Source organism: Acinetobacter sp. AOR12_HL, from assembly GCF_027855275.1.
GTDB lineage: Bacteria > Pseudomonadota > Gammaproteobacteria > Pseudomonadales > Moraxellaceae > Acinetobacter > Acinetobacter baumannii.
Window position 1 is genome coordinate 195,304 of sequence record NZ_JAKTIJ010000010.1, and the last position, 12,702, is coordinate 208,005.

Annotated in this window: 10 protein-coding genes; 4 read left to right on the forward strand and 6 right to left on the reverse strand. The window is 40.0% G+C overall.

Annotated features, from left to right (window positions below):
* Window positions 1–23: 23 nt before the first annotated feature.
* Together MKL36_RS04080 and amvA are read right to left on the reverse strand one after the other, a co-directional pair.
* On the reverse strand, window positions 24–2,180 hold the full coding sequence (locus tag MKL36_RS04080; RefSeq protein WP_270908979.1) for a DNA polymerase III subunit gamma/tau: 2,157 nt from the start codon (window positions 2,178–2,180) through the stop codon (window positions 24–26).
* Window positions 2,181–2,353: 173 nt separating this feature from the next.
* Window positions 2,354–3,832: a multidrug efflux MFS transporter AmvA gene (amvA, locus tag MKL36_RS04085; RefSeq protein WP_021510448.1), complete on the reverse strand. Its 1,479-nt coding sequence runs from the start codon at window positions 3,830–3,832 to the stop codon at window positions 2,354–2,356.
* A gap of 125 nt (window positions 3,833–3,957) precedes the next feature.
* Here amvA and MKL36_RS04090 point away from each other — a divergent pair, with 125 nt between their 5' ends.
* Complete coding sequence (locus MKL36_RS04090; protein WP_000323808.1) at window positions 3,958–4,536, forward strand: TetR family transcriptional regulator; 579 nt, start codon at window positions 3,958–3,960, stop codon at window positions 4,534–4,536.
* 47 nt (window positions 4,537–4,583) lie between these two features.
* Here MKL36_RS04090 and MKL36_RS04095 read toward each other — a convergent pair whose 3' ends face one another.
* From MKL36_RS04095 to MKL36_RS04105, 3 genes are all read right to left on the reverse strand, one after another.
* Window positions 4,584–5,843 (reverse strand): serine hydrolase domain-containing protein, encoded by a 1,260-nt coding sequence (locus MKL36_RS04095; protein ID WP_021510447.1) that lies wholly within the window; start codon window positions 5,841–5,843, stop codon window positions 4,584–4,586.
* A 71-nt stretch (window positions 5,844–5,914) separates the two neighbouring features.
* Window positions 5,915–6,769 (reverse strand): MaoC family dehydratase, encoded by an 855-nt coding sequence (locus MKL36_RS04100; RefSeq protein ID WP_001097350.1) that lies wholly within the window; start codon window positions 6,767–6,769, stop codon window positions 5,915–5,917.
* Between the two features lie 74 nt (window positions 6,770–6,843).
* Window positions 6,844–8,235, reverse strand: coding sequence for a 3-oxoacyl-ACP reductase (locus MKL36_RS04105; RefSeq protein WP_000132115.1), 1,392 nt, complete (start codon window positions 8,233–8,235; stop codon window positions 6,844–6,846).
* A gap of 235 nt (window positions 8,236–8,470) precedes the next feature.
* Between MKL36_RS04105 and MKL36_RS04110 the strand changes: the two genes are divergently transcribed.
* Window positions 8,471–10,039, forward strand: coding sequence for an acetyl-CoA C-acetyltransferase (locus MKL36_RS04110; RefSeq protein WP_000047940.1), 1,569 nt, complete (start codon window positions 8,471–8,473; stop codon window positions 10,037–10,039).
* Between the two features lie 67 nt (window positions 10,040–10,106).
* Here the strand turns inward: MKL36_RS04110 and aceI are convergent, their stop codons facing one another.
* Window positions 10,107–10,541 carry a chlorhexidine efflux PACE transporter AceI gene (gene aceI / locus MKL36_RS04115; RefSeq protein ID WP_002010078.1) on the reverse strand — a complete coding sequence of 145 codons (435 nt, stop codon included), beginning with the start codon at window positions 10,539–10,541 and terminating at the stop codon, window positions 10,107–10,109.
* A 90-nt stretch (window positions 10,542–10,631) separates the two neighbouring features.
* Between aceI and MKL36_RS04120 the strand changes: the two genes are divergently transcribed.
* Entirely contained in the window at window positions 10,632–11,525 is an 894-nt protein-coding gene (locus MKL36_RS04120; protein ID WP_001024738.1) for a LysR family transcriptional regulator, read from the forward strand.
* 130 nt (window positions 11,526–11,655) lie between these two features.
* Window positions 11,656–12,645, forward strand: coding sequence for a transaldolase (gene tal, locus MKL36_RS04125; RefSeq protein ID WP_000149842.1), 990 nt, complete (start codon window positions 11,656–11,658; stop codon window positions 12,643–12,645).
* Window positions 12,646–12,702: the final 57 nt, after the last annotated feature.

A 12,702-nucleotide genomic window follows, 5' to 3' on the forward strand; every position in this document is an offset into this window, starting at 1 on the left:
ACCAGATCAAAACTCAATTGAACTTAAGGCTTTAATTGAATATTTTGCAGCTCACCATCAAAAGTCTCTATGAGGCTTTTAATAACGGGTTGTTGCTGTAATAGTTCTGTAGCCCGATGGAAAGCTTTTTCTTTACGAACGCTTTGCATAACATACGGTGTAGCAGTATTGACTACACCATACTCGACCGTAAATTGTGTATTTGGCCACTGCTGCTTTAAAGCTTCAATTAGGGCTTGTTGTAGCTGAGTCAACATATTTTCATATTCTTGAGGAATATGGAAAACCGTGTTGCCACCAATTTCTCCAGTCATCACACCATGTTGAGCAAGTTCTTGAACGGCTGGAGAAAGCTGGCTATTTCTAAACCAAAACTCCCACTTTTCAAGTGTCCACTCACCTTCCAAAGTTTGTGATGGCAACTTTAAAATATCTTGTGGCATCAGTTGGCTGTTATCTGTTGCGTTAGGCTCTTTTACCACCGCAACTGTTTCAACAATTTCAGCTTGCACCAATGACTGTTGTTCAATAACAGGTTCAGAAATCAAGTCATAAGCTGACGTATCTTGAGCAAGTGAAAATTCAGCACTCGATGCTTCAAATAAACCTATAGGCTCAGCAGTAGAAGCTGGTTCAGGTTCGATTTGTTTGACTTGGGTTTCAGCCTGAACTTGTACTAACTTTTGTTCTGGTACCGGAATGAAATCTTCCTCAAGAACACTAACGGTCTCTTGAACAACTGCTGACTCAAGTCCAATCAACTCATGATGATTTGGGTCAAATACCATTAAGTCCTGATTAGGTTCAGGTTCAGGTTCAGGTTCAGGTTCAGGTTCAGGTTCAGGTTCAGGTTCAGGTTCAGGTTCAGGTTCAGGTTCAGGTTCAGGTTCAGGTTCAGGTTCAGGTTCAGGTTCAGGTTCAGGTTCAGGTTCAGGTTCAGGTTCAGGTTCAACCATAGCGGGTTGGCTAATAACTTCAACAGGCTGAACAGCACTTACAGGAGCAATCTCTTGGGCTGTTTGAGCTTGTGAATTTAGGCCTACTTCTATTTGCCCATTTTGTTGAACAGGCTCTGAAACTAAAATTTCATTTGGTGCTAAAGGACGGAATGCCAATAATCGTAAAACGCACATTTCAAAACCTTGCTCTTGCGTTACGGCAAGCTGCAAGTCTGAACGGCCTTTACATGCGATTTGGTAGTAAAGCTGCAAATCTTGAGCAGAAATCAGTTTAGAAAGCTGAAGAATTTTGGCATTAATTTCTTCACTGTACTTTAAGCCGAGCTCTGGTAAATATTGTAATAAAGCTAACTCATGCAATGTTGAAATGAGCTGATCCAGTACTAACGAGACATCCAAGGCCTGATATCTAAACTGGAGTAATAATTGGCTCACTTTTTCACGTTGGTTTTGATGAACCGCTAAAATCAAATCATATATGATCGTACGGTCAATCAGGCCAAGCATTTCTTTAACATCTTGATGATGTACAGCACCCTGCCCATAAGCAATCGCTTGGTCAGTTAAAGATAATGCATCACGTAAAGAGCCTTGTGCAGATTCAGCAATTTGCCAGATTGCATCTTGGTCAGCAGCAATCTGTTCTTTTTCAAGAATAGCGCCAAGATGCTTGGTAATTTCATCTACAGCTAAAGGTCTTAGAGTAAATTGCAAACACCGTGAAATAACCGTAATCGGTAGCTTTTGTGGGTCTGTCGTAGCAAACAAAAACTTAACGTGTTCTGGTGGTTCTTCTAGTGTTTTTAATAACGCATTAAAAGAATGCGTAGAGAGCATATGTACTTCGTCAATCAGGTAAACTTTAAAACGACCTTGCGTTGGTGCATAAGGAACGTTGTCTAAAAGTTCACGCGTATCTTCTACTTTTGTTCTTGAAGCAGCATCGATTTCGATTAGGTCAATAAAGCGGCCTTCATTTACCGCCTTACAAGTGGCACAAACTTCACATGGCGTAGAAGTCACACCTGTTTCACAGTTCAAACACTTGGCTAAAATACGTGCAATTGTAGTTTTACCTACACCACGCGTTCCCGTAAATAAATAAGCATGGTGAAGACGACCGCGTTCCAATGCACTACTTAATGCACGAGAAACATGGTTTTGTCCCACTAACTCATTGAAATTACGTGGACGGTATTTTCTAGCAAGTACTTGATACATGTATGCTCCTTGTTACAGGCATAAGCATACTTTGTTTTTAAAAGAGTGTGAACGTATAAAGTTCATATCCGTACAGATAAACTGCGAACTACATCATTTGTCTGGACTATCAGTGAATTTTAAAGTTTCGAAGAAAAAGTTTTCTACCGAAACTTGAAATACTGTGAAAAATATTAATTTACTTTCTTCGGAAAACTAAACCAGACAAATACAGTTAAAAGGAAGAAACAGATCGCTGAGAGGGTAAGCACCCAACTATGTGCATAGCTAAAAGCTTGCTGCGCCACTACAACTAATTGCCCTCCTAAAGGATTTTCAAGGTTAGACGCTAATTGCATGGTTTCTCCAATCGAGATACTCGCTTTTTCAATTAAGTCTGACGGAAGCTCGGCTGGCAAAATAATTGAGCGGCTATAAAACCAAGACAACATTAAACCAAAAATAGCGACACCTAAACCTGCTCCAAGCTCATAGGCCATTCCCTCAATAGCACCTGCTGCACTCGCCTTTTGAGGGGGCACAGATGACATAATGGCAGCAGTTGAGGCAAGTAAGGCAATCTCAATGCTAAAGCCTAAAAAGACCATACACGTCCATGCTAAAAAGTGGTCGGTTGAAAAATTAAGCTGAGCAAGCCCCCACAAACTGATCGCGCTCACTAAAATACCTAGGCTCGATACTCTACGTAAACCCCATTTATTTAAACAAATACCTGCTAATGGACCACCTAAACTAATTGCAATCATAAATGGAATAATAAACATCGCCGCCTGTAATGGAGAAAACCCGTGTACAAACTGCAACTCTTGGGACAGTAATAATTCAAAGCCAACCAAAGCAATCATGGAAACAACCGCCATAACAATGCTGGTAGAAATTACTGGATGTTTAAATAACTCCAGATCAATCATTGGTGTCGTAGCTCTTTTTTGGCTTCGAATGAAGTGAATTAATGTGCTTATACCCACCACAAACATCACAACCGTGAGCACCGAAAAGTTATACATAGCCGATTTAATTGAATAGATGAGGCTTAAAATTGCTACAACCAAAACTAAAGCTTGCCCTAAGTTAATTGGCTGATCAGTTTTCTCTTGTTGTTTAGGAATGATCATCACGATCATAACTAGAACGACTAAAATGATCGGGATATTAATGAGGAATACAGCTCCCCAGTGGAAATGCTCTAATACAAAACCACCGACTAATGGACCAAAAGCTGCTCCACCTCCACCTACTGTAGACCAAAGACCAAGTGCAAAATTTCTCTGCTTTTCTTCGGTAAAAGCATTACGGATACCGGATAAAGTGGCAGGAATAAGCATAGCTGCCCCTAGGCCTAAAACAGCACGAGAAGCAATTAAGGCATAGGCAGTTGGAGAAAAAGCCGCAGCTAACGAACCCATACCAAAAACTGCGGTTCCAATAAATAATAATTTTTTAAAGCCAATACGATCACCGAGTGCACCCATCGGCAAAATCAAACCCGCCATAATCAGCGAATAAATATCAATAATCCATAAAAGCTGATTGGCAGTTAAATTCAATGCTGCACTTAAAGATGGTGTTGCAACATGCATCACCGTTGCATCAATCGTAACTGGTAAATAAATGAGGACGATAATTGTCAGGATTAACCATTTTTTTTGCATAACGCTCTTCGATATCCAAAACTTGGACATGTGTTCAAATTGCGGTTATTATATACACAATTGGACACTTGTCCAACTTTAAATTTTAATGTAGTTTGTGTCGAATTCAGTCAGGTGTAAGTAACATGGCCTATCTTAATCGCGATCAACGCAGAGAAATGATTCTGCAAGCTGCCATGCAAATTGCTTTGGCTGAAGGTTTTACAGCCATGACGGTACGCCGAATCGCAACAGAAGCACAAACCTCTACCGGACAAGTCCATCATCATTTTTCTTCGGCATCTCATTTAAAAGCTGAAGCTTTTTTAAAGTTGATGGAACAGCTTGATGAAATTGAACAAACTCTCCAAACAACTAGCCAATTTCAAAGACTCTTCATCTTATTAGGTGCAGAAAATATAGATAGGCTTCAGCCCTACTTACGTTTATGGAATGAAGCTGAACTCTTAATTGAACAAGATATTGAAATACAAAAAGCGTATAACCTCGCCATGCAAAGTTGGCATCAAGCTATTGTGCAATCGATCGAATGCGGTCAAAAAGAAGGCGAATTTAAAAATAGGTCTAATTCCACAGACATTGCATGGCGACTCATTGCCTTTGTGTGTGGATTAGAAGGGATTTATAAACTTGGTTTACAAGGTTTAGTTGAAGAAGATTTTAAGCGTCATACCGAAGCAATTATTCGCCTAGAATTATTATAAATGTTGAGCTGGCATTGCTTAAAAATACCAGCTTTAAAATACTAAAATTAGAACCAGCCTTTACGGCCTTTTAAAATTTGGTCGGTGCAACGTAAAGCTTCTTGGGTCAGGCCCCACAAACGATAATCGCCTGTAATTGAACCAATCTGGAAGTTATGGGTATAGGCAAAGCTGAGGTCACGCTCAGGATCACACCACGCTCCCGAACCATTGTAACCAATATGCCCAAAGCCATTTTTTGCACGTTTACCCATAGTAATAATGCGATGATATCCTAAGCGCCAATTCATCGGTATTGGCATGACACGATCACGTGCATAACTTTGAATAGTACTAAGTTCTTTAAATATTTCTGAGCGAATCAATTGCTGTCCATCCCATTCACCTTGATTTGCAAGCATCGCATAAATTTTAGCAAGGCTATTTGCAGTAAATGTCCCGTTCGCTGCCGGAATGACTGCTTGCAGTCCCTCATCACTAAAGAAACTAAAATTTTTCATTCCTTTTGGAATCATGGCATCCTGAAAGTCTTGCGGGTCTTGACCCGTCCATGTAATCACTTTTTCAGAGAGTGAACTCTTACGCGTCTGCGGCTTTTTAGGTTTTTCAACTTGAGTAGACGCTGATTTTTCTGGTTTTGGTTGAATAATTAGACGTGCTACACGATCCAACTCATTTACAGGCGTTCCAAAATAAGCGCCATCTAACTGTAATGGCTCAACAAGATATTTTTGCATGAGCTGATCTAGAGATTGACCAGTTGCTTTTTCAAGTACGCCACCGACAAGCCAACCGAATGTTAAAGCTTGATAAGCATTACCCTCTCCTGCAAGGAATCTTGGCTTAGTCGCCGCGACCACATCTAACATATGTGACCAGTCAAGCATTTCTCTCGCACTTTCGATGATATTTCGAACATCAAACATGCCGCTTTGATGGCTTAGCACATGACGCAAAGTCATTTGCTCTTTTCCATTTTGAGCAAACTCAGGCCAATAGGTCGCAATCGGTTTGTCGTATTCTAAAAACCCTTCACTTACCAAAATATGCGCTAAAGTTGCAAGTACACCTTTACCTGTAGAGTAGCAAACTGCCAATGTGTCAGGTTGCCAAGCTTCAGTTTGTGATTTTAGACCGGTGTAGATATCTACAACTTTTTGGCCTCTAAAATAAACCGCTAAAGCAGCTCCACCTTGTCCTGTTCTAGCATCTTGAAGACGGCTGAACTGGTGAGCTAAATCAATAAAACGTTCATCTAAAATACCGTGATAGTTATGGGTATCGGCCAGTAAAATTTCTTTAATCACATGAAGTTCCTTGCATTTTTTGTTATTTTGCTCAAAAGCAGCCCAAACCTCTGTTCAGGCTGCTGCTATTTTTATAATGCTTTTACAGTTCCTGCAACATGCGGTTTTTGTGATTTGGCATTACGAATCAAGAAATCAGTCTTTTTATCTGCATTTGCAGTTAAAAACTCAACTTTTGATGGCAAGAACATTGGTAGCTTAAACCACACATCTGCTTCATAAGCATTTGGCAACTCAAGGTTCGCTAAGGCTTTTGCTTTGCTCCACATGCCATGCGCAATGGCTTGCTTAAAACCAAATGCTTTTGCAGTAATGGCATGAATGTGAATTAAGTTAAAATCACCAGACACTTTCGCATAACGGCGACCAGTGTTTTCTAAAATATTCCACTCTGCCTTTGGAACATAAGCTGGTGCTTGTTCTTCTTTAGCTTTCTCACCCACTCTTTTCTCAACTTTTTGGCGAGATAAATAAGTCGTTAAGCCTTCCATCACCACTTCATTGCCAACTTTTGCCGTGGTAATAAAGTCAAACTGAACGCCTTTATCATGTGGTTTTAGTTCCCCAAATTTACATGACAGAGTGAGTTTTTCAGTTACGCCAATCGGTCTGGTCTGTTTAATCTGGTTACGAATATGCACTAAACCTAAAATTGGAAATGGGAAGGCTTCTGCTGTCATCATGTGCATTTGCAAGCTTTGAGAAAGTACCGCTAGATAAATTGCCGGTACAAAGCCATTATTTTGAAAGCCACATACTTCGTTATAAGCCTTCAAATGGTTCTGATCAATTTCTAGGGTATCTACCACATATTCAACTTGCGGTAATATTTTTGGACCTTTCGGTTTTTTAAAAATTAAACCTTGCACTACTTTTGGATAAGCCAATGCCGCTTTTGGTAGTTGGCTAAAATGACGAGTATTCATACCTAACCTTTTATAATTTATAGATTCTTGAATAAAAAAGGGATGCACAAGCACCCCTCTTTAACTAAAAGTGCTTAAGCGCCCAACAAGCTTTGACCGCACACGCGTACAACGTTGCCATTTACACCTGTAGAAGCAGTTGATGCAAACCATGCAATTGTTTCTGCTACATCAACAGGTAAACCGCCTTGTTGCATTGAGTTCATACGGCGACCAGCTTCACGAATTGCAAATGGAATCGCAGCAGTCATTTGAGTCTCGATAAAGCCAGGTGCTACTGCGTTAATGGTAATACCATTTTTTAGAATAGGCGCAGTAAATTTCACTAGACCAATGACACCTGCTTTAGATGCAGCATAGTTGGTTTGACCAAGGTTACCAGCAATACCACTAATTGATGATACACAAACAATGCGGCCATTTGCATTTAGACCATCGTTTTCTAACAAGTAATCGTTTACGCGTTCAGCAGCAGACAAGTTAATATTAATGACCAAATCCCAAAGCTCTGGCTTCATATTTGCCAAAGTTTTGTCACGTGTAATACCAGCGTTATGAACGATAATATCTAAACCGCCTTGTTTTGCCGCAGCAGCTTTAATTTTTTCGCCCGCATCAGCAGCTGTAATGTCAATTGCCAATGTAGAACCGCCAATGTCAGCTGCTACACGGTCAAGATCAGCTTGTTGTTGTGGTACGTCTAAACAAATAACATGCGCACCGTCACGTGCCAACACGTGTGCAATTGCCTCACCAATACCACGGCTTGCACCAGTTACTAACGCAGTTTTTCCAGCAAGCGGTTTTGCCCAATCAACATCAACTACATCTGCCTTAGATACACGAATCACTTGACCAGATACATAAGCTGAACGTGGTGAAAGCAAGAAGCGTAATGTTGATTCAAGGTTTGCAGCAGCACCTTCGTCTACATACACAACTTGAGCAGTAATACCCTTTTTAAATTCTTTACCTACAGATTTGATAAAACCTTCAAGTGCACGCTGAGCAATCGCTTGTTTTACAGTTTTCGCAGTTTCAGGCGTTGTACCAATAACAATCACTCGACCAGAAGTCGCAACTTGACGTGCAATCGGATTAAAGAATTTATAAAGTTCGTTTAACTGTTCTGAGTTTTGAATACCAGATGCATCAAATACAACAGCCTTAAATTTTGATTCTTTATCGCCTGCATTGAATGGACGTAAATTTAAACCAACTTTTGCAGCTTCTTGTTGTAATGCAACATTATTGCCTACATAGCTATCTGCATGAATATTGCTAAGTACTTGTGCAATCGCACCAGACAAAACGCTTGATGGCGCCGCGCCAACCAATACTGCACCTTTCACTACTGGCTGAGCACTTTCAAAACGCTCTAATACAACAGGCGAAGGTAAACCCAGATTTTTAACAACGAATTTACCAATAGGAGATTGCGTAAATGCTTGGTATTGATCAGTCATGATTATTATCTCTCAAAGAAATGAATTTTCTACGACAGGCTTCATTATGTTATGAGATGGATAGAAACAATATGAAAGCAGTCGTTCATTAGAGTTACTCCAAATCATACTTGAGTTCATCTTTGGATGTCTTGACCTGAATGCTATCTACAATGTCATTCTAGTCAATACAGGTCTATTTGAATTGTGTTAAGGTAGCTAACAAGAATATCGTTATTATGCTTGGAAAAGCCTTATGAGCAAAACAACTCAAGAAAATCCAGCAGTCGAGAATTCTGCTCAGGAAAAAGTGTCAAATACATCAAAGTCGGCTTCTAACACGGCTAAGCGTAACAGCACTACTCCTAAAGCAGCAACTAATACACCAAAAACGACACGTACTCGTTCAACGACTGCACCTGCACGTAGCCCTCGTAGTAAGAGCGCTGCTTCAGCAACCCCGTCTACATCTTCAAATGTAGCTGCAGCACCAAAAGCAACAAAAACCAAAACTTCTGTTCAACAGGATAAAACCATGAGTCAAAACACTGTTCGCCGCGTTGCAATCCTTGGTGGCAACCGTATTCCATTTGCACGTTCAAATACTGCCTACTTTAAAGCGTCTAATTCTGACATGCTGACAGCAGCATTGAATGGTTTGGTTGAGCGCTTTAACTTACAAGGTAAACGTATTGGCGAAGTTGTTGCGGGCGCTGTTTTAAAACATAGCCGTGACTTCAACATGACTCGTGAAGTTGTATTGAGCACAGATCTTGCTCCTGAAACTCCTGCTTACGACATCCAAATTGCATGTGGTACAGGTTTACAGGCAGCATTTGTTGTTGCTAACAAAATTGCGCTTGGTCAAATCGACGTAGGTATTGCAGGTGGCGTAGATACAACTTCTGACGCACCGATTGCTGTAGGTGATGGTTTACGTAAAGTTTTACTTGAGCTTAATGTTGCTAAAACAGGTAAAGACCGTCTTAAAGCTCTAACAAAGATTGATTTTAAAAAGCTTCTTGATGCACCAAGCAATGGTGAACCGCGTACTGGCCTTTCAATGGGTGAGCACCAAGCAATCACTGCTTTAGAATGGGGTATCACTCGTGAAGCACAAGACGAGCTAGCTGCAAGCAGCCATCAAAAACTTGCTGCTGCTTATGAGCGTGGTTTCTTTGATGACTTAATGACTCCATTCTTAGGTCTTAACCGTGACAACAACTTACGTCCTGACAGTACAGTTGAAAAACTTGCTAAGTTAAAACCAGTTTTCGGTAAAGGCGAAACTGCAACAATGACTGCAGGTAACTCAACTCCGTTGACTGATGGTGCTTCTGTGGTATTGCTTGCTTCTGAAGAATGGGCAAAAGAAAACGGACATGAAGTTTTAGCTTATCTTTCTTTCTCTGAAACAGCAGCTGTTGACTTCATTGGCAAGAACGGTCCTAAAGAAGGCTTATTGATGGCTCCTGCTTATGCAGTACCTCGTATGCTTAAGCGTGCTAACCTTAAGCTTCAAGACTTCGATTTCTACGAAATCCATGAAGCATTTGCATCTCAAGTACTCTCTACCTTAAAAGCTTGGGAAGATGAAAAATTCTGTAAAGAACGTCTTGGCTTAGATGCACCGTTGGGTTCAATTGACCGCTCTAAACTGAACGTAAATGGTTCATCTTTAGGTGCAGGTCACCCATTTGCTGCAACTGGTGGCCGTATCTTGGCTACTGCAGCTAAATTAATTAATGAAAAAGGTTCAGGCCGCGCATTAATCTCGATCTGTACAGCAGGCGGTGAAGGTGTGGTTGCGATTGTAGAAAAATAATTTCTATTTATCGACCAAAAAAAATAAGCACCCATCTGGGTGCTTATTTCATTTCAATCTATGTGAATTAGTGAAGTGATGCTGCTTTAGCATTTGGGAAAAACTTATCTTCAATATGGTCATAGCACCACTGGAAAATAAAGGTATAAACCAAAATACATAAGGTCAAACCTATATCTAAAATAAATGCATCAATCACTGTCATCTGCATCATATATGCAATCATTGGAACAGTCGCAATCAGCAAACCACCCTCAAAACCAATCGCATGTAAAATCCGCACAGGGATCGTTCTTTCCCAATTAAATTTATGCTCTACTTTTTCGAAATAGTGGTTAAAAATCATATTCCAGAAAACTGAAACCACTGCCATAAACACACCAAGTGTTCCGGTCACTTCCATCGGCATGTCAAAAATAAAACTTAATGCAATCGCAATGATGACCAACAAAATTCCTTCATAACTGATTGCATGAATGAGTCTTCTCTTGGAAATCAACATTTTTAAATACTCAATAATAACTTGGATAATGTGCATTTTATTTTTATAATTTTGATTAATCCAATCAGGTTCTTTCATTTTTTTTGACAGATGAATATTAATCAAGAACAACTACTCATGTTCCAAGCCGTTATGGAAACAGGTTCATTTTCAGCAGCAGCAAGGAAACTCGGTAAAGTCCCCTCTGCTGTGAGTATGTCGATTGCTAATTTAGAAATTGATCTGAACCTGACTTTATTTGAACGTAAAGGCCGTGAACCTACTCCTACAGCCGAAGCACGAGTGCTATATGAAAAAACGGCGCAACTATTGATTGAAATGAATCAATGGAAACAGCACGCGCATGCATTAAGTACTGGGCTGGAACCTAATCTTACTATTGTTGTGGTGTCTGAGCTGTTACATACCAATTGGACCGACTATGTTTGCCTGCTAGAAAGTCGCTTTCCCGATCTACAAATTAATATTGTGTCTGCCCCTCAAGAAGATGCGCTTCAAATGTTGTTAGATGGAACTGCCCAACTGGCCCTTATGTTTGAACGTGAGCATTTAGACAATAGAGAACAGTTTGTTGAACTCAAACGTGAAGCCTTAATTCCAGTTATTTCAAAAACCCATCCGCTCGCAAGCCAAGAGCATGTTTCATATGAGCAGATTTTAGGTACAAGACAAATTGTGGTGGCAAGTCGAGATGAAACATTAAAACCCGAATTATTATTTTCAAAACATTACTGGCGTACAGATAACCACCACTCTGCTTGCTTAATGATTTTACGTAATTTAGGTTGGGGTGTACTGCCACAAGAGATGTTTAAAGAAAATCCTGAGTTAAACAACAAGCTTAAAGCATTAGATGTATTTGATTTTACGCCTCGATTTGAATATTACGTTGATTTGGTCTGGAGCCGCGAAAGTGAACTCGGAGCTGCTGCACGGTTTTTGATTGACTATATTCGTAATAAGCGAATGCAACCGGCTCCCTAAAATCATTTCAATTTAGATGCAGAACCTAAACGTTTTTCTTTGAAACATAACAATTGATATATCGACAGTATGGATAGAGTTTGTGCTATAAAGAAAACATAAGATTTTTTATTGAAGATGTTGAATATCAATGACTCATACAGCACTTGACCAATTAAAAACATTAACGATCGTTGTTGCTGACAGTAGCGACCTTGAAGCAATTCGTAAATTTCGTCCCTTAGATGCTACAACGAATCCTTCGTTAATTACCGCTGCGGCAGAACAACCAGAAAGTAAAGAGCTCATTGAAGATGCTTATTATCAAGCCAAAGAAGAAGGCTATAAAAATGATGAACTGATTGAAAGAACCATTGATATTTTAACCGTAAAATTTGGTGTAGAAATTTTAAAACTCATTGAAGGCCGTGTTTCTACAGAAGTCGATGCTGCACTTTCATATGACACCGAAGCGACCATTCAAAAAGCGCATGAATTATGTGAGCTTTATAAAGGGTATGGGATCGATCAGTCACGTATTCTTATTAAAATTGCATCGACTTGGGAAGGTATTCAAGCGGCTAAAGTGCTTGAAGCTGAAGGTATTGCTTGTAACCTCACTCTCCTTTTCGGTTTACATCAAGCCCAAGCGTGTGCAGATGCCAAAGTTACTTTAATCTCACCTTTTGTAGGCCGTATTTTAGACTGGTACAAAAAAGCTGAAGGTGTAGATTCTTACCCAATCGAGAAAGATCCAGGTGTGGTTTCAGTTAAGAAAATCTACACTTACTACAAGCAGCAAAATATTCCAACTCAAGTCATGGGTGCGAGCTTCCGTAGCATCGACCAAGTGCTAGGCCTTGCAGGATGTGATTTGCTTACGATCTCTCCAAGCTTGCTAACGCAGCTTGAGCAAGATACGCGTACAGTCGATGCAGCACTTGATGCAAACAAAGCAAAACAGGCAGAAGCGATTGTTAGACCAGCTCAAGATGAGCAAAGTTTTAAAGATGAACTTAACCATGACTTAATGGCATTCCAACTTTTACAAGGTGGTGTTGATGGCTTTATTAAAGCGCGAGATCAATTAAGTCTTTTATTACGTCAATCTTTTGGAATTGATGCAGAAATTAAATCTTAAAAACTGCACTTTTCATACAAAATTACCGATTTTTGTTATCATGACAAAAATCGGTTT

Coding starts and splice junctions, on each gene's coding strand:
- amvA (WP_021510448.1), bottom strand. CDS start 3,832: ATGCAAAAAAAATGGTTAATCCTGACAATTATCGTCCTCATTTATTTA.
- aceI (WP_002010078.1), bottom strand. CDS start 10,541: ATGTTGATTTCCAAGAGAAGACTCATTCATGCAATCAGTTATGAAGGA.
- tal (WP_000149842.1), top strand. CDS start 11,656: ATGACTCATACAGCACTTGACCAATTAAAAACATTAACGATCGTTGTT.
- MKL36_RS04120 (WP_001024738.1), top strand. CDS start 10,632: ATGAATATTAATCAAGAACAACTACTCATGTTCCAAGCCGTTATGGAA.
- MKL36_RS04080 (WP_270908979.1), bottom strand. CDS start 2,180: ATGTATCAAGTACTTGCTAGAAAATACCGTCCACGTAATTTCAATGAG.
- MKL36_RS04110 (WP_000047940.1), top strand. CDS start 8,471: ATGAGCAAAACAACTCAAGAAAATCCAGCAGTCGAGAATTCTGCTCAG.
- MKL36_RS04105 (WP_000132115.1), bottom strand. CDS start 8,235: ATGACTGATCAATACCAAGCATTTACGCAATCTCCTATTGGTAAATTC.
- MKL36_RS04100 (WP_001097350.1), bottom strand. CDS start 6,769: ATGAATACTCGTCATTTTAGCCAACTACCAAAAGCGGCATTGGCTTAT.
- MKL36_RS04090 (WP_000323808.1), top strand. CDS start 3,958: ATGGCCTATCTTAATCGCGATCAACGCAGAGAAATGATTCTGCAAGCT.